Annotated in this window: 33 protein-coding genes and 2 pseudogenes; 13 read left to right on the top strand and 22 right to left on the bottom strand. The window is 49.1% G+C overall.

Features of this window, described 5'->3' with window-relative positions:
* Positions 1-15 precede the first annotated feature (15 nt).
* Genes JCM16159_RS14045 through JCM16159_RS14005 form a run of 10 tightly spaced genes read right to left on the bottom strand, consistent with a single transcriptional unit; the run spans position 16 to position 5,292 of the window.
* Entirely contained in the window at positions 16-600 is a 585-nt protein-coding gene (locus JCM16159_RS14045) for an AIR synthase related protein (RefSeq protein ID WP_243665716.1), read from the bottom strand.
* Positions 584-820 (bottom strand): hypothetical protein, encoded by a 237-nt coding sequence (locus JCM16159_RS14040; protein WP_243665715.1) that lies wholly within the window; start codon positions 818-820, stop codon positions 584-586. The genes JCM16159_RS14045 and JCM16159_RS14040 overlap by 17 nt, the downstream gene beginning before the upstream one ends.
* A 10-nt stretch (positions 821-830) precedes the next feature.
* Positions 831-1,142 carry a phosphoribosyltransferase family protein gene (locus JCM16159_RS14035; protein ID WP_243665714.1) on the bottom strand — a complete coding sequence of 104 codons (312 nt, stop codon included), beginning with the start codon at positions 1,140-1,142 and terminating at the stop codon, positions 831-833.
* Positions 1,143-1,150: 8 nt separating this feature from the next.
* Positions 1,151-1,807 carry a hypothetical protein gene (locus JCM16159_RS14030; protein ID WP_243665713.1) on the bottom strand — a complete coding sequence of 219 codons (657 nt, stop codon included), beginning with the start codon at positions 1,805-1,807 and terminating at the stop codon, positions 1,151-1,153.
* Positions 1,795-2,196, bottom strand: a complete 402-nt coding sequence (locus JCM16159_RS14025; RefSeq protein WP_243665712.1) for a hypothetical protein — start codon at positions 2,194-2,196, stop codon at positions 1,795-1,797. The genes JCM16159_RS14030 and JCM16159_RS14025 overlap by 13 nt, the downstream gene beginning before the upstream one ends.
* Positions 2,154-3,104, bottom strand: a complete 951-nt coding sequence (locus JCM16159_RS02945) for a hypothetical protein (RefSeq protein ID WP_243665711.1) — start codon at positions 3,102-3,104, stop codon at positions 2,154-2,156. Before JCM16159_RS02945 ends, JCM16159_RS14025 begins: the two co-directional genes overlap by 43 nt.
* A gap of 10 nt (positions 3,105-3,114) precedes the next feature.
* Positions 3,115-3,336 (bottom strand): hypothetical protein, encoded by a 222-nt coding sequence (locus tag JCM16159_RS14020; protein WP_243665855.1) that lies wholly within the window; start codon positions 3,334-3,336, stop codon positions 3,115-3,117.
* The gene (locus JCM16159_RS14015) at positions 3,246-3,494 is read right to left on the bottom strand and encodes an AIR synthase-related protein (RefSeq protein ID WP_367834271.1); all 249 of its coding nucleotides are present in this window, start codon (positions 3,492-3,494) and stop codon (positions 3,246-3,248) included. Before JCM16159_RS14015 ends, JCM16159_RS14020 begins: the two co-directional genes overlap by 91 nt.
* Entirely contained in the window at positions 3,482-4,180 is a 699-nt protein-coding gene (locus tag JCM16159_RS14010) for an AIR synthase related protein (protein WP_243665709.1), read from the bottom strand. Before JCM16159_RS14010 ends, JCM16159_RS14015 begins: the two co-directional genes overlap by 13 nt.
* Before the next feature lie 14 nt (positions 4,181-4,194).
* Complete coding sequence (locus JCM16159_RS14005; RefSeq protein WP_243665708.1) at positions 4,195-5,292, bottom strand: AIR synthase-related protein; 1,098 nt, start codon at positions 5,290-5,292, stop codon at positions 4,195-4,197.
* A gap of 103 nt (positions 5,293-5,395) precedes the next feature.
* On the opposite strand from JCM16159_RS14005, the gene purE reads away from it, so the two are divergent.
* From purE to JCM16159_RS02930, 3 genes are all read left to right on the top strand, one after another.
* Positions 5,396-5,881 (top strand): 5-(carboxyamino)imidazole ribonucleotide mutase, encoded by a 486-nt coding sequence (purE, locus tag JCM16159_RS02935; protein WP_054856916.1) that lies wholly within the window; start codon positions 5,396-5,398, stop codon positions 5,879-5,881.
* Positions 5,878-6,141, top strand: a complete 264-nt coding sequence (locus JCM16159_RS14000) for a hypothetical protein (RefSeq protein ID WP_243665707.1) — start codon at positions 5,878-5,880, stop codon at positions 6,139-6,141. The genes purE and JCM16159_RS14000 overlap by 4 nt, the downstream gene beginning before the upstream one ends.
* 74 nt (positions 6,142-6,215) lie before the next feature.
* Positions 6,216-7,001, top strand: coding sequence for a 5-(carboxyamino)imidazole ribonucleotide synthase (locus JCM16159_RS02930; RefSeq protein ID WP_243665706.1), 786 nt, complete (start codon positions 6,216-6,218; stop codon positions 6,999-7,001).
* Between the two features lie 300 nt (positions 7,002-7,301).
* Here the strand turns inward: JCM16159_RS02930 and JCM16159_RS02925 are convergent, their stop codons facing one another.
* The 4 genes and pseudogenes from JCM16159_RS02925 to JCM16159_RS02915 all read right to left on the bottom strand — a co-directional run bounded on the left by JCM16159_RS02925 (position 7,302) and on the right by JCM16159_RS02915 (position 9,816).
* Complete coding sequence (locus JCM16159_RS02925; protein ID WP_054856915.1) at positions 7,302-7,583, bottom strand: hypothetical protein; 282 nt, start codon at positions 7,581-7,583, stop codon at positions 7,302-7,304.
* Positions 7,558-7,692: a hypothetical protein gene (locus JCM16159_RS18380; protein ID WP_367834237.1), complete on the bottom strand. Its 135-nt coding sequence runs from the start codon at positions 7,690-7,692 to the stop codon at positions 7,558-7,560. The genes JCM16159_RS02925 and JCM16159_RS18380 overlap by 26 nt, the downstream gene beginning before the upstream one ends.
* Positions 7,693-7,736: 44 nt before the next feature.
* Positions 7,737-9,225 (bottom strand): annotated as a pseudogene (queC, locus tag JCM16159_RS18375) (7-cyano-7-deazaguanine synthase QueC).
* 132 nt (positions 9,226-9,357) lie between these two features.
* A complete protein-coding gene (locus JCM16159_RS02915) occupies positions 9,358-9,816 on the bottom strand; it encodes a hypothetical protein (protein ID WP_367834236.1) in 459 nt (152 codons plus the stop codon).
* 191 nt (positions 9,817-10,007) lie between these two features.
* On the opposite strand from JCM16159_RS02915, the gene JCM16159_RS18370 reads away from it, so the two are divergent.
* From JCM16159_RS18370 to cobT, 3 genes and pseudogenes are all read left to right on the top strand, one after another.
* Positions 10,008-10,421 carry a ketopantoate reductase family protein gene (locus tag JCM16159_RS18370; protein WP_367834235.1) on the top strand — a complete coding sequence of 138 codons (414 nt, stop codon included), beginning with the start codon at positions 10,008-10,010 and terminating at the stop codon, positions 10,419-10,421.
* 58 nt (positions 10,422-10,479) lie between these two features.
* On the top strand, positions 10,480-10,920 hold the full coding sequence (locus JCM16159_RS18365; protein WP_367834234.1) for a ketopantoate reductase family protein: 441 nt from the start codon (positions 10,480-10,482) through the stop codon (positions 10,918-10,920).
* Positions 10,904-11,949, top strand: a pseudogene (cobT, locus tag JCM16159_RS02905) (nicotinate mononucleotide-dependent phosphoribosyltransferase CobT). The gene JCM16159_RS18365 and the pseudogene cobT overlap by 17 nt, the downstream one beginning before the upstream one ends.
* Before the next feature lie 60 nt (positions 11,950-12,009).
* On the opposite strand, the gene panB reads toward cobT, so the two are convergent.
* Complete coding sequence (gene panB, locus JCM16159_RS02900; protein WP_054856914.1) at positions 12,010-12,813, bottom strand: 3-methyl-2-oxobutanoate hydroxymethyltransferase; 804 nt, start codon at positions 12,811-12,813, stop codon at positions 12,010-12,012.
* A gap of 62 nt (positions 12,814-12,875) precedes the next feature.
* Between panB and JCM16159_RS02895 the strand changes: the two genes are divergently transcribed.
* The 5 genes from JCM16159_RS02895 (at position 12,876) to JCM16159_RS02875 (ending at position 16,460) form a co-directional block, all read left to right on the top strand.
* Positions 12,876-13,682, top strand: a complete 807-nt coding sequence (locus tag JCM16159_RS02895; RefSeq protein ID WP_054856913.1) for a 4-phosphopantoate--beta-alanine ligase — start codon at positions 12,876-12,878, stop codon at positions 13,680-13,682.
* A gap of 114 nt (positions 13,683-13,796) precedes the next feature.
* Positions 13,797-14,471, top strand: coding sequence for an alanine--glyoxylate aminotransferase family protein (locus tag JCM16159_RS02890; RefSeq protein WP_054856912.1), 675 nt, complete (start codon positions 13,797-13,799; stop codon positions 14,469-14,471).
* Positions 14,438-14,950, top strand: a complete 513-nt coding sequence (locus JCM16159_RS02885; protein WP_054856911.1) for an alanine--glyoxylate aminotransferase family protein — start codon at positions 14,438-14,440, stop codon at positions 14,948-14,950. The genes JCM16159_RS02890 and JCM16159_RS02885 overlap by 34 nt, the downstream gene beginning before the upstream one ends.
* On the top strand, positions 14,947-15,294 hold the full coding sequence (locus tag JCM16159_RS02880; RefSeq protein ID WP_054856910.1) for a hypothetical protein: 348 nt from the start codon (positions 14,947-14,949) through the stop codon (positions 15,292-15,294). Before JCM16159_RS02885 ends, JCM16159_RS02880 begins: the two co-directional genes overlap by 4 nt.
* Before the next feature lie 17 nt (positions 15,295-15,311).
* Positions 15,312-16,460, top strand: a complete 1,149-nt coding sequence (locus JCM16159_RS02875; protein WP_243665702.1) for a hypothetical protein — start codon at positions 15,312-15,314, stop codon at positions 16,458-16,460.
* A gap of 91 nt (positions 16,461-16,551) precedes the next feature.
* Here the strand turns inward: JCM16159_RS02875 and JCM16159_RS02870 are convergent, their stop codons facing one another.
* The 3 genes from JCM16159_RS02870 to JCM16159_RS13975 all read right to left on the bottom strand — a co-directional run bounded on the left by JCM16159_RS02870 (position 16,552) and on the right by JCM16159_RS13975 (position 17,917).
* Positions 16,552-16,803 carry a hypothetical protein gene (locus JCM16159_RS02870; RefSeq protein WP_243665701.1) on the bottom strand — a complete coding sequence of 84 codons (252 nt, stop codon included), beginning with the start codon at positions 16,801-16,803 and terminating at the stop codon, positions 16,552-16,554.
* 257 nt (positions 16,804-17,060) lie between these two features.
* The gene (locus tag JCM16159_RS13980; protein ID WP_243665700.1) at positions 17,061-17,396 is read right to left on the bottom strand and encodes a hypothetical protein; all 336 of its coding nucleotides are present in this window, start codon (positions 17,394-17,396) and stop codon (positions 17,061-17,063) included.
* Between the two features lie 41 nt (positions 17,397-17,437).
* Positions 17,438-17,917 carry a hypothetical protein gene (locus JCM16159_RS13975; protein WP_243665699.1) on the bottom strand — a complete coding sequence of 160 codons (480 nt, stop codon included), beginning with the start codon at positions 17,915-17,917 and terminating at the stop codon, positions 17,438-17,440.
* A gap of 32 nt (positions 17,918-17,949) precedes the next feature.
* On the opposite strand from JCM16159_RS13975, the gene hisD reads away from it, so the two are divergent.
* Entirely contained in the window at positions 17,950-19,164 is a 1,215-nt protein-coding gene (gene hisD, locus JCM16159_RS02860; protein WP_054856908.1) for a histidinol dehydrogenase, read from the top strand.
* Here the strand turns inward: hisD and JCM16159_RS18360 are convergent.
* The 3 genes from JCM16159_RS18360 to hisE are packed head-to-tail and all read right to left on the bottom strand — an operon-like array spanning position 19,132 to position 20,031.
* Positions 19,132-19,458, bottom strand: coding sequence for a hypothetical protein (locus tag JCM16159_RS18360; protein WP_367834233.1), 327 nt, complete (start codon positions 19,456-19,458; stop codon positions 19,132-19,134). The genes hisD and JCM16159_RS18360 overlap by 33 nt on opposite strands.
* The gene (locus tag JCM16159_RS18355) at positions 19,455-19,733 is read right to left on the bottom strand and encodes a hypothetical protein (RefSeq protein ID WP_367834232.1); all 279 of its coding nucleotides are present in this window, start codon (positions 19,731-19,733) and stop codon (positions 19,455-19,457) included. The genes JCM16159_RS18360 and JCM16159_RS18355 overlap by 4 nt, the downstream gene beginning before the upstream one ends.
* The gene (hisE, locus tag JCM16159_RS02850) at positions 19,726-20,031 is read right to left on the bottom strand and encodes a phosphoribosyl-ATP diphosphatase (RefSeq protein ID WP_054857059.1); all 306 of its coding nucleotides are present in this window, start codon (positions 20,029-20,031) and stop codon (positions 19,726-19,728) included. Before hisE ends, JCM16159_RS18355 begins: the two co-directional genes overlap by 8 nt.
* Positions 20,032-20,113: 82 nt before the next feature.
* Between hisE and hisI the strand changes: the two genes are divergently transcribed.
* Positions 20,114-20,551, top strand: a complete 438-nt coding sequence (hisI, locus tag JCM16159_RS02845) for a phosphoribosyl-AMP cyclohydrolase (protein WP_054857058.1) — start codon at positions 20,114-20,116, stop codon at positions 20,549-20,551.
* Between the two features lie 7 nt (positions 20,552-20,558).
* On the opposite strand, the gene JCM16159_RS02840 is transcribed toward hisI, so the two are convergent.
* Positions 20,559-20,891: a hypothetical protein gene (locus tag JCM16159_RS02840; RefSeq protein WP_054856907.1), complete on the bottom strand. Its 333-nt coding sequence runs from the start codon at positions 20,889-20,891 to the stop codon at positions 20,559-20,561.
* Positions 20,892-21,113: the final 222 nt, after the last annotated feature.

The raw sequence follows: 21,113 nt of genomic DNA, 5'->3' as shown, positions 1-21,113 counted from the left end.
CACAGACCTCAGCATTTAAGTCGTACCTACTAACAGGGCTTTACGGGCTAGGGTGTAACCATTCATGTGAAGGCCGCTGGACTCAATGCCTATGGCCACATCACCAACCTCGGCCTTACCCACTGCCCTGACTTTTCTAATCCCAAGTACGGTACAGGAGACGTCGACACCATTGACCAGGTCAGGCATTATAGCTGTCTCACCACCTAGCAACACTGCGCCAGCCCTGGCGGCCGCGTCCTTAATGCCCTTAAGGACCTTACCCACGGCATCGGCATCATTATTGGATATGGCTATGTAGTCCGTGGCTGCAATCGGTACGAAGCCATCGCATGCCATGTCGTTAACGTTACCGACGACGCAGTCCCAGCCAATCACCTCGAGCCCGCCTGTGGACCAAGCAATCATTGACTTGGTACCAACACCATCTGTGTGCAGTGTTATTTCGTAATTGCCCAGGTTTATAGACCTCGTAAAGCCACCCTCCATCAACCTGACGCCAAGTTCATCGGCAAGTTCATGAATTACTTCACGGGCTACCGAGTGCATCTCCCAATGCCTGGCTAAGCTTACCCCAGCCTTTTCATAGGTCCAGCCCACGCTCACCACCCATGCAGTATGTGCATATGCCATCCCTGCCGATACCCACCTCGTCAGCTGCCTCGTATAGGTCCTCGAGACTTAACCACGTTAATGAATCGACCTCAAGCACCCTCTGGGCATCCTCATCATTGAAAGTATTGGTGAGTAATTGATTATTAGGCGGCATGTCGACGCCGTAGGGGCATGACCTAACTATCCTTGGGCTAGCTATGGCCACGTGACCTCACTCACGCCCGCCCTATGCCTAAGGACTTGGGATGCTCCTTAATGGATAGTCCAGTAAGTAGCGAATCATCGATTAAAAGGACTCTCCTACCCCTAACCGCACTGGTGACTGGGCTGAGCTTTAGATGAATGGAAGATAACTTATCAATAAGGTCCTTTCTCAAGGCTGACCTGCGCCTCTCGATGTTCATGAGGGCGTACTCAAAGGGCTTTCTTAACGCCTCGGCAACCTTAAGGCCGTAGATCACGCCCGTCTCCGGCATGCCAATAACAACATCGAAATTGTTCATTCCATCCATTAGTCTCCTAGCCAACTTACTCGCTAATACCCTCCTGAATTCATAGACGGAGTAACCATCGACCTCCGAATCAGGCCTTGATAGTATATGAACTCCACGGCACATAGCTTACTCCTGGAATTATTGAGGTTCTCTATTATCGAGAGACTCAACCTATCGACTCTAATGATTGATCCAGGCCTTATGAACGCCCTCACATCACCGCCTAGTGCACCTATGGCTGAGCTCTCGTTGGTTATCATGGCCAGGTCGAAGCCGTACGCGCCGAGAACCAAGTTCCTTAACCCAGTGATGGGTCTGTACGCAATCAATTCGCCGTTACTCGTTAAGGCAATCAATGACGTGTAAGGGAGGGCCTTGATCTCGCCACCAATCAGCTTACACACGTCCCCAGGCCTTATTACGAGGCCTTCGAGACAATACCCAACATCTGCATCACCACACCTTACCACACCTCTGGAATTACTGTTTGTGCTAAGGCACAATAGGCCGGCCTCGCCACTTAAGGCGTTGTCTCCCTCCTTAACCTGAAACGTGGTTAGTCCACTACCTTTACTGAATATTGCGGCCCAGCCATCATTACCCCTATGTCTAAGCACCGGTACTGCGTATTTCAGTAATTCACTCACATCCCAACCATCGTGGAAGGACATCACGCCAACCATCCCTACGGCTCCCATAACCTATCACTTGCGAATGCTATCTCGGTCTCGTCAATATTTATCGTGAATGGATAATTACCCGTGAAGCAGGCAGTACATAGCTCAGTGGTTCCAATGGCATTCGTGAGCTCGTCAACCGTTAGGTAAATTAGGGAGTCTGCACCGAGGTACTTCCTAACCTCGTCTATTGACCTACCGTGAGCCACCAACTCACGCCTGGTTGGGAAGTCCATGCCCATGAAGCATGGGTACCTAATTGGCGGTGAGGAGACCCTAACGTGGATAGCCCTCGCACCTGAAGCCCTGAGCTTGGGCAGGACCTTCCTAAGGGTATCGCCCCTTATGATCGAGTCGTCAACCAAGGCTATAGATGCACCCCTGGCCGCATCCTTAACCACGCTATACATGTCCGCAGACCTTTCCCTAGCGGCTTAATGAAGCCACGCCCAACGTACCTATTCTTAATTACGACATCATGAATCGGCTTACCAATACCACTTGCGTAGGCCTCCGCCGCAACTCTAGCGGTCTCGGGTATTGGTGATACAAAGTCGACGTCGTGAGTGGTCTCCTTACAGGCTAGCGCCATGCCGAGTCTACGCCTGGTCTCATAGACGTTAATACCGTTGAAGTAGGAGTCGGGCCTTAGGAAGTAAATATACTCAAGCGCGCAATGGGCTCTCCTAACCCTAGGACCCTCGATCCAGTACTCCCTACCAGACCCACGTAGCACAAGGGCCTTCCCAGGCTCCACCTCACGCCAGCTCATACCCAACGCCTCGAGCGCCGCCGTCTCCGACGCTATGGCTATGCCATTGCCATCACTACCAATAGCAAGAGGCCTAATGCCCCAGGGATCCCTAACCACTATTAGGGAATCCTTCCAAATAGTTATTATGGAGTAGCCACCACGTAATGTGTGGAAAAGCTCATTAACACCGCCATCAATACCCCGCCTAGTAAGTAATTCCCTCATGTAATGGGCCAAAACCAAGGCATCATAATTCGTCCTAACATCGACACCGAGATCCCTCAGTCTCTTGACTAATTCGATGTAGTTACTTATTGTGCCATTAAATACCAGGGCAAAGTCATTACCAAGCACGATAGGCTGAAGCTCAACACCATAGGGACCGCTCGTACTATACCTGGCATGTCCAAGGCATAGTGTTGAATCTGTTGTTAAGGGATTACTTAGCTTAATAAGCGATCCATTTATACGGCATACGAATGACACTCCCTCCTGACCCCTATGAATTAGCCATGGCGACACCTTAACCACGTAACTACCCGCATTAGGCCTAGGAATGCCCATATGCCGCACATCATGACGCACCCCATAATGAGTTGTACGCGGCCTTCAAGTCATCTAATTTTAGGGTCATTAATTTATGGTCGCCCCAGCGGACTATTACGTAGTCACCACCTGAACTGCCTATTACTGAAAATAGCACGCCTAGGTTGGTGAGAATGCTCGTTGCCTTATCAATATCCTCATTTCTAACCTCAACAATATACCTCGCGTTGGTCTCGGAGAACGCCAGCACCGTTGGGTCAATACCGCATTCATCGGTTGGTACCCTGGATAGTCGATGTTGAAGCCAACCCCGTTAATTAGGGCCATCTTACTTAATGTGGTTAATAATCCACCAACGCCAACATCCATCGAGGCGTTCACCAAGCCTTCTTGGACTAGTTTAAGGATCGTCCTCGAGTTTTTAACTTCATCTCTCGGCCTTGGCTTGGTGGTATGCCCCTGACTATGCCGTGAACTGCATATAGGTACTCAGACCCACCCATTTCAGCCGATGTATTACCTATGATTATTATTGACCCACCACCGATGAGCCCGCCATCGACAACCTTATCAACATCATTCACCTGGCCCAACACGGCAACGGCTACCACGGGCTTGATCACGTTTCCATTAACGTCCTCGTTATAGAAGCTGACCTTACCACCAACTATTGGCACGCCTAGCTCCCGCGCCATCCAGGAAAGCCCCAGTACTGAGTTCACGAAGTACCAGTACCTATCAGGTTTCTCGGGATTGCCTACGTTTATCGAATCGACAGCAGCCAGGGGCTCCGCACTGACGGCTACCACGTTCCTATAGGCCTTGGCCAAGGAATTGGCGGCCCCAATGAACGGGTCAAGGAGTGAATGCCTTGGGTTAGCGTCGGCCTTCACCGCAATCCCCAACTTACCATCACCCCCATTAATATCAAGGAACCTAAGCACCGCCGCGCCGGCCCTGCCTGGCTTAATCACGGTCCTAACGCCGACCTCGTAATCGTAAAGGCTGAATATGGGCTCCTTAGACGCAATGTTTGGGCTACTTAGTATCTTAGTTAATGCCTTATCAAGTGGCGTCTCGGGTAACTCTGGCATTATCCTTAATTTGCTTAGGTACTGTGGCTCCTTTGCGTCATAATTAGTCTCTGGTGCATGGGTGATGAACTTGATGGGTAAGTCGATGATTTTGTCATTACCGTAATAGCCGTAAACCCGTCATTGTCCGTCAACGTACCTACTATGTCATAACCGACACCGTACCTCCTCAATACATCTTCGACTTCATTAAGGGCGTCTCTACTTACCACGATCACCAACCTCTCCTGGGACTCTGAGACCAGGATCTCCTCGGGTGTCATGGCCTCCCTAGTCCTAATTCTATCCAGGTGAATCTCAATACCAAGTCCGAATTGATCAGCTAGCTCACTGAGTGCTGTGGCTAATCCTCCACCGCCCACGTCCTTTATCGCCTTAATTAACCTACGGCTTCTTAACTCGATCACAACATCGATCAGCAGCTTCTCAAGCAATGGGTTACCGACCTGCACAGCGCCTATTTCATCTCTATCCCTGTCCAGGACCTTAGATGCAAAAGAGCTGCCAAGCATCCCATCCCTACCCACGTCATTGCCTATGACCAGGACTAAGTCGCCAGGGCTTGCCTCACCGAGTATTGCGTCCTCCAGTCTGCCTACGCCAACACACGTTACTAGGACTATCGGGTTCGTGGTGAACGACTCATCAAACCACGCCTCACCGGCGACCACGGGTACCCCAATCCTATTCCCATAATCTGAGATGCCCCTAACAACATTCCTCATTAACCACTGGGAGTGAGGATTATTAAATAGGCCGAAGTGTAGGTTGTCCATTAATACTATAGGCCTTAAGCCCGTGGTTAGTATATCTCTCACAATGCCGCCAACGCCCGTTGCAGCGCCGTTGTAAGGGTCCACGGCGGATGGGTGGTTATGGCTCTCTATCTTGAAACTAACCACTAGGTTTCCCACGCGAATTAGCGGCGCATCAAGCCCAGGCCCCCTAATCACATGCGGTGCCTTACTGGGCAGTAACTTGAGGAACCTCCTACTGCTTTTGTATGAGCAATGCTCGCTCCACTCAGCCTCAAACACAAGCCACTCAGCCTGAGTTGGCTCTCTCCCTAGGAACCTCCTAATTATTGACTTCTCATTATCGTTAAGGGGCATGGTGTCGGTCACCATTTAATTTTTTTATTTAAACAATACACGGACATACTAGGTTAATAATGAAAAAAAGACTTTTAAAATTTTCTTTAAACAATTAATCATAATGAACACAAAACCGCTGGTTGGGGTGATAATGGGCAGTAAAAATGACTGGGACGTGATGAGGGAGGCCGTGGAATTGCTCGATCAATTAGGCATACCCAACGAGGCCAGGGTGGTCTCGGCCCATAGAACGCCGGAACTCATGTTCGAATACGCAAAGACGGCACCCGACAGAGGCTTAGAGGTAATAATAGCCGGCGCCGGCGGCGCAGCTCACCTACCGGGTATGACTGCATCACTGACGCCCTTGCCAGTAATTGGCGTACCAATACCAAGCAAGCACTTGAATGGGCTTGACTCATTACTATCAATAGTACAGATGCCCTTTGGCACTCCAGTGGCTACCGTTGCCATAGGTAGTGCCAAGAACGCCGCATTGCTGGCCGCGAGGATACTTGGTATTAAATACCCAAGCGTCAGGGCCAGGGTGATTGAATTAATGGAATCCATGAAGAATGATGTGCTGAACACGGTGCTTAACCTATGAGTAGGGTATTAGGTATCCTAGGTGGTGGACAACTGGGCTTGATGATGATTTTAGAGAGTAAGAAACTAGGCATTAAATTCCTCGTACATGACGAAAACCCGGATGCACCTGCACTAGGCGTGGCTGATGGTAAGTACTTCAGTGGTTCATGGAAGGAGCTAGTGGATAAATCCGACGTAGTCACTTTCGAATTCGAGCACGTGAACCCTCTCGCGGTAAGTACTGCCGAATCACTCGGCAAGTTAAGCCTAATTCGCTAACGATATGGCTAAAGCAGGACAAGATTCGCGAGAAGACATTCCTTAGGGATCACGGATTCCCAGTGCCTCATTTCATGATAATTAATAGCCCTGAGGACGTGGATAGGGCCTTTGAGCAGTTTGGGAGGGTAGTTTTCAAGGAACCCCAGGGTGCCTATGATGGAAAGGGCCAGTACTACGTGATGGGTAGGGATAACTTAAGTAAAGTGCCCAGGAAGTTCCCATTATTGGCCGAGGAGTTTGTGAATATTCATAAAGAGGTTTCGATAGTGCTTGTTAGATCTAGCGGCGGTGAGGTCCTCACATACCCCGTAACCGAGAATTACCACTACAATGGAATCCTCCTATATAGCATAGCCCCTGCGGAGATAAATGAGGAGGTTGCAAGTAAGATTAGGGAAATAGCCATAAAGCTCGCCGAAGCCTTAAATCACGTTGGGGCTCTCACGGTTGAGTTCTTCATAACGAGGAGTGGGGAGGTGTTGATTAACGAATTTGCACCCCGTGTCCATAACTCAGGGCATTGGACATTAATGGGCGCGGCGGTGAGTCAATTCGAGAATCACGTGAGGGCGGTCCTGGACATGCCGCTGGGGCCCACTACGCTGCTAAAGCCATCAGGCATAGTAAACATGCTAGGCGTACCTTATAGTGAGGAGATTATCAAAAGGGTACTGGCGGTACCCGGAACCAGCGTCTGGTGGTATGGTAAAGCCGGAGTTAGGCCAAGGCGTAAGATGGGCCACGCAAACATAGTGGCCGACAACACCAGCGAGTTGAGGAAAAGGGTCAATGAGGTGCTGGGTATTGTGTATGGTAATGAAGTAGATAAATACGTCCCACCGTGGGACTCCGCGTAAAATGTAATAGAATCGTTATTAATACAATATAATAATATAACGATAAAATACTGCATCAATTCACCAACGTAACTGCGACTAGGAATATGGAGCTTGCCGCCACGCCGTACCTGGTTAATTTCCATATTTATGGGCAAGGATGATGAGCCGGGTAATCAATGATATGGTTAGCCACGGCCATGGCTATGAAAAGGCGCTGGTGAAATTACCGCCTTATTTCCGAGAACCTTAACTTACCCGATGGATCGCTTCTGACCCTACAATCCTCTACCGAAGGATTCAACGACCATCTCTAACTCATCAGCAAGTAAGTCGTTCATTTAATGGCTCATCAGCTAATGACGAAACTAAGGCGTCGACGACTAATACCTCCCTAGACTCAGCGTCGCCTGCAATAACCTTAACGGTTGCTATTCTCGGGTAAAACCACGCGTTTAATGGCCCGCCAGCCGTGTCAACCCTAACCTCCCTGGCATCCTCAGTGGGTGGCCAGAGACCAAGGGTCTTCGCAGTACTTATTGGTATTAGTAATTGTGGCGTGGGCGCCTTAAAAACACTATTGAGTAGCGCCACCTCCTCCATCGCCTTGTTCCCCACCCTTATCCTCAACCTCACGGCCACCCAACCTCACCCCTATCCTACCAACATAGGCGAAACTCCCATACTTAATTCTACCAACCTTAACACTCATTAACTTAATTTTCCAGCACTAGGTTTAAAACCAGACACAACGCACTAATCACTTGGCCTTTTAGGGATTTCATACGGCTTCGTACCCCTCCAAAACTCCTCCTCAACCTCGCTCGGTAAGTCGTACTCCACGGGGTCTTTAATGCCATTTATCCTGAACGCCCACCTCCTCATGTAACACGGCCCACACCTGCCGCAGTGCCTTTCCCCATTGTCATAGCAACTCCAGGTCAGATGAAGCGGCGCGCCGATCTCGAGGCCTAGCTTAACGATTTCATGCTTAACTAAGTGCCCCACGGGCATTAATAACTCCACGTGCTTATTGGGGCCAACGGCATAGGGCATCACCTTATTGAGAAGCCTTATGAATTCCATCTCATTGTCAGGATAGCGCCGGCCTCCTCTAGGTTAATGCCCGTGGCTATGTAGTCGTAGCCGTAGGCCTCCGCTATGGCCGTGGCTAGGGCAATGAATACGAAGTTCCTGGCGGGAACCCACTCATGCGCGAATTCCGCGCCCTCCCTGCCCTCATCAACCCTATTAATCTCTCCATCACCAAGGAGTGGCGAGTGCCTAACCACCTTGAAGAAGTCCATGTTCACCTCGAGCAATGGAACGCCAAGGAACTCCGCAATCCTCTTAATGGCTTTGTCCTCCTGGGTCTCAGCCCTATGCCCATAGTTAAAGTGCAGTAATGCAACATCGTAGCCCTGCTTAAGCAAGTGCGTCGCCGCTGTGGTTGAGTCAAGGCCTCCACTAGCTATCACAAGAACCCTCCTTCTTCTACCTGCTCCTCCCTCCTCAGCGAAACCGTGGACCAAGTACCGTCAACCCCAATCTCCATAGCCGTATAAGGCTCGACACGCTTTATGACCGGCATGTCCCAAATGGGCCTATTTTGGCTATCAATTAAGTAATCATCTAGGCTCGCGAAGAATAGAGCCTTCAAGTCGCTGTACCAGGCCATGTAAAGCGGCTTGAAGTTTGTGGCGAGCCAAACCTTGCTGGGCCTACGGGTATCCATTATCGCCAGTGCGTAACTGCCAATGACGTAGTTAATCAACACATCCCTAAGCCCATTCAGTGACCCATCCCAAAACCTCTCAAGTAATGGCGGTAGTATTGCCGTATCGATCCTAGACCTACGGGTCAGGTTGAACCTAGTCTCCAGGTCCTTGTCGTTGGCTATCGTACCGTTATGCGCCACTACCACGTGCTCACCAATCATTGGCTGTATGTCATCCTCTATCTTGGCCTTTACATACTCCGTCGTTGGCTCGGCCCTGCTGTTGAATATTGCGGCCACGGTATTCTCATTGATAATTCTGGGCATTTTATTCACGGCAATGCTCGGTCTATCCCTGCTCTTGAACACACTTAATTCGCCGTTTTTATCCAAGGCAACAATACCGAAGCTATCACGACCTCTCTCCTCGCCCTTAACAATGATCATCCTCAAAACCTCCTCAATCCTACTAGCCCTATCCCTATCTAACTCATCGCCAAAGATTAGCACCCCACCGATGGTGCACATCCTGACCTGGGCTCTGCATGTATATTTAAGCCTTAGTTGCTTTTGTCAGTTTTTGATTACATTTATGTATCAGAACCCTTCACCTAAACCCCGCTAAAATGTGGAGTCTCGGTGTGTAATTAACGCCGAGCTTTATGGCCATGGGCTTGGTAATACCTCATCCTTGGCAATGCACTCCTCACGGGTCGTACACTGACTCATTAAGTAGACCTTATCACGTGGTATATCGAATTTATTAATAAACCAAAGGACCTCATTAATATCCCCGGACTTATCAACAACGAACTTAAAGACAGCCTTGCCGCTGGTCACGAAATCCCTAATGGCCAACTCATTAATCCTAAGCCTTACTGAAACGCCTGAGTTAGATAGCTTAGGTGACACGTTAAACTCATCGACGTATTTAACGAGCTCACTAGGCCTAAGCGTGCCATTCGTCTCAACCTCCACAAAGAAGTCTCGGGCCTTAACAAGGCTCAACAGTGGAAGTAATTCTCGACGCCATAAAAGCGGTTCACCACCGGTCACCACCAAGTGCCTTACATCACCGGCGGTCTTCATCAGGGCATCATATACGTCGTGAATACTCATTTCGGTTCCACCAAGCCACGAATATTTAGTGTCACACCACGAACACCTTAGGTTGCAAAAGGCCAGTCTTAGGAAGACGGCTCCTTACCCGCATTGGGGCCCTCGCCCTGCCAGGACCTAAATATCTCGATAACCCTCACGAACTATCGCGTGTATAACGTTTATTTTTAAGGGTTAACCGCGAATTAGTGATGTTTGGAATAATTGGACTTGGCGGTGTGGGGATGCTCCTCGCCCACTTCCTCAACAATGCTGGTTACGTGCCGTATGTCGTGACGAGGACCCGCTATAGTCGTTACCTTATTAAATTCGGTGGAGAGCATGAGATCAGGGTGAGGCTTGTCGATAAATTACCCAGTGATGTTAAGTATACCCTAATTGCCGTTAAGGCTTACGATACGGAGTCCATAATCGATAAGGTGGTTAATACCCCCGTGGTATTTCAAAACGGAATTGGTGGCGTTGAATTAATCAGGGAGAGGCTTGGCGTTGGTTATGGTGCAGTTATCACGTATGGTGTTACGAGGAGTGAAGGGACGGTTGAGGTCAGGGGCGTTGGTGAGGTAATACTGCCGAGTTCCGTGAGTGAGGTTGCCGACGCCTAAAGGCCGGGGGCGCTAATGTCAGGGTGGTTAATGATGTTGAGCCTACAGGTGGTTGAAGGTGCTTGTTAACGCAGCCATTAACCCAGTAACGGCCATTCTGAGGGCTAGAAATGGCGTAATTCTCGAGGATTCCAATGCGAGGGCGCTGGCGGAGGCCGTGGTTAGGGAGGGCGTTGAAGTCGTTAATAGGCTGGACATTAGGCTGCCCAGTGATCCATTGGTCGAGACCTTAAGGGTTGCTGAGACCACTAGGGATAATAAATCATCCATGTTGCAGGATGTGCTGAATCGCCGGAGGACTGAGGTTGATTACATAAACGGAGCCATAGTGATTAAGGTAGGGAGGTTGGTGTTAATACTCCTGTTAATTACGTGCTTTGGTTGTTGGTCAAGGCATTGGAGGTTAGTTCTTATAAGTAGGATTCTTATCCTAACTCGTTATGGACCCTGTGATAGTTCATCTAGGCGATATTTCACAGCACATGCAGCAGTTAAGTAAGGGCTTCCTCTTCACCCTAGTCATAGGTACCACAGACACGAGCCTAATACCGGGAATAACCATCGCCGGGGCCAAACCCGAGCTAACCCACTACACGCCGGCGGCCGATGCCGAATACCTATTGCTTGGTAGGTGCCGTGTAATACCCATAGTACCCATGACCCCCGATGGCAAGCCAACACCGGCATTGATCACCAGGGCCGCAATCAAACTAACGGGCGCGGGCGTTCTTGTCGTCAATGCTGGGGCTAGGGTTAGGCCGAACATACCCATTATTGACCTGCAGGGCGAGCCTGGTAGGGACATTAGGACTGGGCTAGCCATTAATCGCAGTGTTGTTGATAGGGTCTTCGAAAATGGCGCAATCCTAGGCGAGAACTTGGCCAGGATAAGCAAGGCAATTATTATTGGCGAGTCAATACCCGCGGGGACTACCACGGCAATGGCGTTCCTAGTGGCCATGGGATACGACGCGTGGAATAGGATGTCCAGCGCATCGCCTATTAACCCGAGGGACTTGAAGATAACCGTTGTTAGGGAAGCTTTGAAGAACGCAGGCATTAATAGGCCGTTAGAGGACCCGTTGGAGGCCGTGTCTAGGATTGGCGACCCAGTGATTTTGGCTATTGGTGCGATAACTATTGGCGCTACAAAGCAAGGCGCCAAGGTTCTCCTGGCAGGTGGTACCCAAATGGCTGCTGTCCTCGCGTTCATAAAGCACATGTATAAGGATGTGCTCAGCAATGTGGCCATTGGGACAACCAAGTGGTTAGTTAATGATAGGACTGCGGACCTAATAGGCCTTGTTAGGGAGATTGCGCATGTGCCGTGGCCTCCGTAAACCTGGACTTCGGTAACATGCCCTATGAGGGCTTAAAGGCTTATGAGGGTGGCTTTGTGAAGGAGGGGGTTGGCGCCGGTGGTGTGTCCATTGCGGCAATCTCCAGGGGTTACTCAATCAGTCAGTTGCAGGGGGTTATACTTAGTGATTATGAGGAATTGCTAAGGAGTATGGGTAATACTACGTGAGTGGTCATGGCATGATTAGCTAATTTTAAATGTTGAAGACATTGATGAGTACGCACAGCTTCAGGACTTGATATCTTTATAGTACTCGGTGCTCGGGAATTCACCACCCCTAACCTCACTCACGTACTTAGTCACCGCATCCCTTATGATGGAGGCTAGGTCCACGTACTTCTTGGCAAAGCTTGGTGGCCTCTCCGTGAGACCTAGGATATCGTGAATAACGAGTATTTGCCCATCACAGTGAGGACCAGCGCCAATGCATATTGTCGGTATCTTAACGCTCTCCGTCACCGCCTTGGCCACGCTAGCTGGGACCATCTCTATGACTATCGCGAAGGCCCCAGCCTCCTGAAGTGCCTTTGCATCCTCAATCAATTTCTTTGCCTGCTCCTCAGTCTTTCCAATCATTCTAAACCCACCGAGCGAGAGGACCCTCTGTGGGTTGAGCCCAATGTGCCCCATCACGGGTATCCCGAACTTGACCAAGTTATTCACGACATCAAATATTTCCTGGCCACCCTCGGGCTTTACAGCTCGGCGCCCGCCTGATGAGCTCGAGGCATTCCTCAGAGCATCCCTGACGCCGGTTTCATACGTCATGAAGGGCATGTCAGCTATTAGCAGGGCCTTGGGCTTTGCCCTGGCCACGGCGGCCACGTGTATGAGCATGTCCCTGAGGGTTACCTTTAGAGTATTTTCAAAACCCAGTACGGCCATTCCCATGGAATCTCCGACTAATATACCGTCAATGCCTGCCTGATCCACGAGCCTCGCCATCGGGTAGTCATAGGCCGTTATCATGGCGATTCTCTGCTTACCCTTCATGCCCATTATTGTTTGTACCGTGACCTTTCTCCTTTCCATATTAATAGGCCTTGTTTATTCTTGAATTAAAGTTTTAAGAGTGTGCATGATATTGGGCGATAATGGTTAGGGATTCCCACACATCCTGGATACCGCCTAACCACCCGAGGAAGGAGTCATTACTAATTAGGGAGAGACTAGTTGATGGATTTGAGGAGGGCTACGTGGCGGCCCAGGGTTTGATCGCGCATGGCCGTGGTGAGTGCTTTGATTACCTAATTGGCGAATCGTCAATATCCTCAGCACTTACTGCGGAGAGGGTCGCGGTGGCCGCGTTATTAACGGCTAAGCACCCGGTTATTTCGGTTAATGGGAATACGGCAGCTCTCGTGCCGAAGCAAATCGTTGAGCTGGCTAGGCTTGTTAATGCCAAGCTCGAGGTCAACCTGTTCTATAGGACTAGGGAGAGGGAGGAGTTGATAGTTAGGGTGCTCAAGGAGAGCGGCGCTGAGGAGGTTCTCGGTGTTGGTGACGATGCGTCCTGCGTAATACCTGAGCTATTCAGTGAGAGGCGTAGGGTTTCCTGCAGAGGCATATACACTGCGGATGTGGTCCTGGTGCCGCTTGAGGATGGTGATAGGACGGAGGCCCTCAGGAGGATGGGGAAGACGGTAATAGCCATTGACTTGAACCCACTCTCGAGGACCTCCAGGGCTGCGAGTATAACAATCGTTGACAACGTTGTTAGGGCAATACCAAACATGGTCAGATTCGCTGATGAAATGAGGACTATGTCTAGGGATGAGTTAATCAGCATTGTTAAGGGCTTCAATAACGAGGAAAACCTAAGGGCGGCGTTAATGTTCATTAGGGATAGGCTCACGGAATTGATCAATAAGGGTATCACGCTCGAGTTCCATAAGGTCTAGGAAACACCTAGTTAGTGAATATGCAAGGGGCTTCCTCCTTTCCTAATCTCTCCGAACCAATTAACTATTAAACGTTTAACTAAGTATATAATCTGCTCTGAACAAGGCTAGATAATGCTCGCAACGGACACATTAATAGTGACGCCAGGACCTACGGAGATACCTCACCGAATACTACTCGCCATGGCTAGGCGAACCACGAACCCCGACCTAGACCCAGAATTCTTTAGACGTTATGACGAGGCTAGGTCAATGCTTGCGGAAATGCTTGGCACTAAAAGGAACAATATTATTATTTGGGTTGGCGAGGCGATGAGTGGTCTCGAGGCAGCCATAGCAAACCTAGTGAGAAGTGGTGATAAGGTCGCCGTACTGAGTAACGGCATATTCGGCGACGCCTTTGCGGATTTAGTCACGGCATATGGTGGGGTCCCCATCATCCATAGGGTTGAGTATACAAAGGTACTTGATCCAGATAAGGTCATATCATTCCTCAGGGGTGAGGCCAGGGATGCGAGGGTTGTCACGATGGTTCACTGCGAGACACCGAGTGGAACATTGAACGGCCTTAAGGAGTTGGCGAGGGCCGTTAAGTCCGAGGGTAAGCTCCTAATCGTTGATGCGGTTTCATCAATTGGCGGTATGGAGATTGATGTTAAATGGGGTGTGGATATACTCATTGGCGGTAGTCAGAAGGTGCTTAACCTGCCGTCCGGCCTAACAATACTTGCCGTTAGTGATGAGCTTGGGAAGCCATGGAGAGGGTCAATTACAGGGGGTTCTACTTAAACATTAGATTGTGGAGGAATGTGGTGGAGAAGATGGAGTTTCCATACACCCACAGTGAGCCGTTGATCAATGGCTTGCTTGAGTCACTTAAGATGATTCATGAGGAGGGCTTGAACAACGTCTATATGAGGCATAGGGCCGTGGCTCAAGGCGTGGTTAGGGCTGTCGAGGCCATGAACCTAAGGTTGGTCCCTGAGTCGGAGGTTTTCTCGAGTCCAACCGTCACGGCATTCTACGTACCTAACGGCTTAAGTGACATTAAGGTTATAGAAACGGCGAGGAAGTACGGAGTCTTCATAGCCGGCTCATGGGGGCCACTGAAGGGTAAGGTGCTTAGGATTGGGCACATGGGGTACACGGCATCCTTAAACATAATGGCGAATGCCATCATAGCACTGGCCAAGGCCTTAAACGAGCTTGGCCACAGGGTTAGGATGGGTGATGCAGTGGAGGCATTCCTAAGTGGTGCTAAGCCATGAGTGTCTTCGTTAGGGAGAGCACAGGCCTTGTCAGGGAAGTTGGGTCATTTAGGCTGTTGTTAATGAGTATAGGTTATAATGGCTTTCTCACTATACCGTTCATCTACCTTGCTGGGCTTTACCTATACGGTGCAGGAGCCATAGCTTACATAGCCTTGGTGGTTTCATGGCTAATGTTCATACCTGGGGCATTGATATGGTACTACATAACCAGGCAGTACCCAAGGACTGCGGGTGACTACGTGTACTTCTCAAGGCTAAACCCACCCATTGGCTTTGCGGCTTGGTTCAACTTCACCGTGGGTGAAATGCTCTATGACGCAGTCTCGTATACTTCGCCATAGTTCAGTTGGGCACTGTAATGCAGGCGTTGAATAACCCATTGGCGAGTGTGGTGCTTAATCCGAGGAATGAGTTCATACTGGCCGTAATTCTAATCATTGTATTAATTATGGTTAATGTAGTTTCAGCTAGGGCTGGGTTAACAATGTTCGCGGTCATGTCCCTGGCTGCCCTGGCAACATTCGTAGCATCTGCGGTCTATGTATTATTACTACCGCGGGGCATAATCGAGAGTTCACTTGGTATTGAATATCTAAAGGCCTTGAATGAGGCTAATAAGGCGTCAGTAACTGGTGGACTATACGGTTTGTTCGGTATGGCCGCCTTCACCACGGCCGTCTGGGCCTACGTGAATTACCCGGTGACCATAGGTGGCGAGATTAAGAGAGATAGGTTAACAGCACTTCTTGGTGTTATTGGCATGTTCGCGCTCGGTGGTTCATTCTTCGCGTTATTTATTACGGCATTTCTCAAGGGCTTTGGCTTGAGGTTCTTCATTGGTGCGAGCTACATGAGTGCCTACGGGGTGGATAACGGTTACGTACTTGTTAACCCCGGCGCTGACCTAGCCCTGATACACACGCCAATAGCCATTGTATTGGCGTACTCATCAGTCCTTTGGTATATAGCGCCTGTGACCGGTGTCATTATTCAAATATCGAGGTACCTACTTGCCTTCTCCATGGATAGGGTTCTCCCAAGGGTGTTCTCCTACGTGAGCCTGAGGACGCACTCGCCAGTCGTGGCTCACCTAGTCGACTTGGTAATTACCGTGACCCTAATGTACATACTCATCCTAACGCCGTTAAGCACGGCGTTACTATACGCAATAAACCTAGATGCGCTGGTGTTGTTGGTGTTCACCTTCATGGCATCAATGCTACTGGCATTGGTAATGCATGCCAGGGGTGTCACGAAATTGAACGTGAATAGAAGAGCCTTAGTTACTCTAGACGTTATATACCTAGCTGTCCTATCAATATTCGCCTACTACTGGCTAACGCAATCACAGTACTACCTATTAATCACTGGTAACCCACTTCAGTTGCTTGCCGAGTCATCGGCAATATTCGTAATAGGCCTAACGATATTCACGGTAGTCTCATACATTAGGAGGAGGGAGGGGGTACCACTAACCCTAACGTATATGGAAATACCACCTGAGTAATTAAGGATTTTAGCGCTGCCTCATCATCCACCCCTCTTCACATATAGTTTAAATGCCCTCAACGTCCATGTGTAGAGAAACATCTTATAGGCTACCTCCGAGCTGTCCTCCCACCACCAATGCTTAGCAATCTCCGCAACTTCTTAAGTTCCTCAACGCCTATCTTATCAGTATCACCCTTAGAGAAAACAGACCTTATGTACTCAAGCTCCTCCTTAATGACCAGGTTAAGCCTCATTGACTGGAATAACCCAGCAACCTCGTTCATTAGAAATGACACCTCACCAGGGCTTATCAATCCCTTAACGCCTAGGAACTCAATGACCACGGAGTTCATGACCACGGTGGCCGACTTAACGGAGTCAGCAAAGTTTGCAATTCTCCTCTCAATTTCCCCAAACCTCCTATCGACCTCCTCAAACTTCTATCAATTTACTGAAACCTCATGTCAATGTCCCTGAACTTACCACCAAGCCAATACAACGCAGCACCTAACATACCTATTATAGTAATTATTAATCCAAGCATCGAAACCAACAGCTCATTAATCATTACAGGTCAATAACGGTATACCTTTTCACCGCACTACTTAATATATCTTTATGGCATATTACCCTCATCGATTACCACCCTAATGCCCTCATTCGATGGCTCAAAAATCCTCGGCTCATAACCAACGGTCCTTAAGCAATTAATTAAGGTCTCAGTCTCGTCCCTACGCGTTAGGAATACCAAAACCCTCTTCTTAACATAGTAAGCATCGGCGTAGCGCATACACGGCTTCACCTTATCCTCAAGGCCCCTAGTTAGGAAGCCGACCTCCTTGGAGAATGCCGTGCTTAATTCCATGAACTTTTCATAAGTCGGCTCGTTAATTAATTCACTCATGTATTTATCACCCAGTATTGCCAATCTATCCCTCAATTCACGAAGCATTTCACTCGTTGAGTATTTACCCAGGTCAGTGGTGACGATAGTTAAATCCCGTGGGTATGGGATCTTATCGACGACTCCAATACCAGGGGCGCCAGCCTTAGCCTAAGCTCAATGCCTCCTCCGTAGTACTCAGTGATTACGTCGCCAAGCCCAGTACCAAGTTTCACCTCAATTACATGAGCAACCTGGGCTGCCTTTATTAACGGCTTGCGTGCAACTACGGCAGCGCCCAGGGCTGTACCTAGTGCAAGTGCAGCGCTCATTCCATAACCAACGCCCAGCTGTACGGGTGATGAATAATTAATCTCCGCATTAACGCCTAACTCCCTAAGCGCTAAATCCACGTGGTCAATGCCGTACTTAATAGGGCTGGCCGCTGGCTTAACTGTAAGTCTCACCCCAGGTCTTATGACAACGCCGCAGCCCAGCGAGCCCGTACTCATTGGGTCATTCCCGTACATTGGCAACCAAATACTCGTAATGTGAAGTGGTACGTCAATGATTATCATGGCCACTGACATGCTTAAAAGCATGTATTTAAGTGATTATGGGGGTGTCTTCCCTGAGGTTAAGTAGGGAGTTGCTCCTCAGTGAGTTTAGGAAGATGAGAACCTTGGATAGGTACATAAATGCCGTTAAGGCATTGTGGAGGACGTTAAGGCAGGGTGATGAGGCCGTGATTGCGTATACTGAGAGGTTCGATGGCGTTATGCTTGCGGGCATCGAGGTCGACGTAAATGAATTAAGGGGGTTTGCGTTAGGGGTTGATAAGGATATTGCGAAGGCCATAGATGCGGCTTACAGGTCGGTGGAGGACTTTAACCGTAGGTTAATGCCAAGTGATTTCGAGGAGAAGTGCTGCGGATTAATTAGGGGGGTTAAGTGGGTGCCGATTAGGAGGGTTGGGATTTACGTGCCTAGGGGTTACTTCTCGACGCTCATAATGACGGGTGTCATAGCCAGGGTGGCGGGTGTGGAGGAGCTGGTAGTAACAACACCGCCAAATAAGGACGGTAGTGTAAGCCCGGAGATAGCCTACGTGGCGCTTAAGCTAAATGCCAGGGTGTTCAGGGTAGGTGGTCCGCAGGCCATTGCTGCCATGGCCTTTGGGACGAGGTCAATACCAAAGGTCGACAAGATTGTTGGCCCTGGCAATGCTTATGTGCAGGCAGCTAAATACCTGGTCTCACAGTACGTGGGTATCGACGGTATTGAGGGCCCGACCGAGCTTGTGGTCTGTGCAGAACCATCGATTGACCCAGACATCATCGCCCTGGATGTCATGGCCCAGCTTGAGCATGGCTCGGCGATTGCCGTGATAATCACTTGGGATGAGAAGTACCTAGATGCCATTGAGTCAAGGCTCAGCGGTCTGAATTACCTATCAACACTTGTTGATGGGCCTAGAGATTGCGTGGACTTAATCAATGAGTTGGCGCCTGAGCATGTGACACTGTGGGGTTTGGAGAACCTAGTTAATGGCATTAGGAATGCGGGTGCTGTATCGATTTCGACACCCTCCGCAATGATTGATTACATTGCCGGCCCAAGCCATGTATTGCCCACGGAATCCTCTGCCAGGTGGAGGGGCACCCTCTCGGTTTATGATTTCCTGAAGCCCGTGGTCTACGTTAAAGCCATCAATAGGGACTTGGTAAGCGACTTGGCTAGGCATGGCGCCTCGTTGGCGGTACGAGAGGGCTTTAATAATCATGCTAGGTCGATAACGGAGTGGCTACTTACGGGTGAGCTCGATAAATCGTCGTAATACCCCCAGACCATTCCTGGAACTCTTTTCTGGGTGGAATTGAACACCAAACGTCAAGGCCCCCTCATCGCACAGCACGCTGAGTATGTTATCGCCTCCGTAATGCGTGATTCCTGAGTACGGTACTTCATTGCCTGGGTTAATTACGGCGTAACTATGCATGAAGTAGAAGTACCCATCATCGTTAAGTAATTCGCAGGGTTTCACTGCTTTCACAAGGTCCCAACCAATGTGCGGTACCCTAGGGCCCCTAAGTCTACTGACCCGTCCTGGATACCATGATAAGCCGCTCAATGAGCCTCGTCACTGCCCTCAAACATTACCTGAAGCCCAAGGCAAATACCAAGTATTGGAGTTGAACCCCTAACCCCCGTCAGCGCATCCTTAAATTTATCAAGCCTAGACATGGCAGCATCAAAGGAACCAACGCCCGGGAGCACTATAGCGTTCACGTTCATAATCTCGCCAGGTTCATTAACAATTACAGGCTCAGAACCAACTCTCCTAAACGCATTGATTAGGCTGCCCAGGTTACTTACGCCGTAGTTTATAATGCCGACCCTAACCATTGGAACCAACCCTCGCCATGTGCCTATTGGTTAACTCCTCGCACACATCATCGAATTTAATACCCATGAACCTGAGAAGGACGAGCAAGTGATACATTAGGTCCGCCGTTTCCCTAACCACCCAGTCCCTATCGCCCCTCATGGCGGCCACCACGACCTCCACAGCCTCCTCACCAACCTTCTTACTGATCAAATCCACACCACCACTGGCCAGCCTACGGGTGTAGCTACTGGAGTCCCCATGCTTAATCCTATCATCAATTATACTCTGCAGCTCATCTAGGAATTGGCAAACCATCATTGCTTAAGTCTATATATGTTTTATATTAATTATGCCCCATACAGAAAAACTAAATAGTCAGGGTGCCTCGGTAAGAGTGATGATTAATCCGCCAGGTAACATTAAAGTGCTTAGGCTCAGTGAAGAGGAGGCCAGGAGAATTGCTGATTCCCTGTGGTATAGGCACGCTGACAATACCGTGATAGCCGTGACCCAGGACTACGAGACAAAGGACGTATTAATGGTCGCGAGTATGAATAGGGAGGCGGTCATAAAAACACTGACCACAGGCATGGTTCACTACTGGTCATTGAGCAGGAAAAAGCTTTGGCTTAAGGGTGAGACCAGCGGCCATTACCAATATTTGGTGAGCTTCAGGGTTGACTGCGATGGAGATGCCGTACTCCTACTTGTTTATCAGGTTGGCAATGCATGCCACTTGGGTACCCGTTCATGCTTCGACCTAGGCGACATAACAAGCCTACGCCTGCGTCGTAATGAGGTTGAGGATGCCTCAACCGAATTCCGCAATATTTAATCCAACCTTAGCCCTCATGTTTATATCCCGACTTTAATTCCTCTTTTACTTGTTTTGGTATGATGGTTAATATTTCAATGGAATCCAGGGGTTTTATTCCATACTTTATTCTAATATCCCTAGGTATGGTAAATTGTCTTGATGCCGTGTTTTTGGCCCTTAATAATCTAACGTTCCTTAGTTCAATTACCCCTTTTTCATCGTATCTCATTATTATATCTACGTACTTAGCCTGTTCAAGGCCTAAGGCTTTAACGAGTTTAGCTGGTATTAGGACTTGGTTATTTATGTAGACCTTAATCTTGTAGGGTAGTTCATCAATGGGTTTTGGAGTGGGCATTTTATTATTTCTCATTCAGTTTTAAATAAAAATTAATCCATTGAGTTAACAAAGAAGGATTGATTATTATTGATAAAATAAAAATTAAAACCTGCAAAATAAACGATAAAGTACTGAACATTACATTCAAAGAATAGGCTAGGCTTATACTATGGTATTGCTTGATCATAGGGCCTTGCAATGCTTATGTACGCGTTATCCACCTTGTTTATTCTGACCGTG

It is taken from the genome of Vulcanisaeta sp. JCM 16159 (assembly GCF_001316265.1).
GTDB lineage: Archaea > Thermoproteota > Thermoprotei > Thermoproteales > Thermocladiaceae > Vulcanisaeta.
This window is presented reverse-complemented; position numbering and strand designations above follow the sequence as displayed.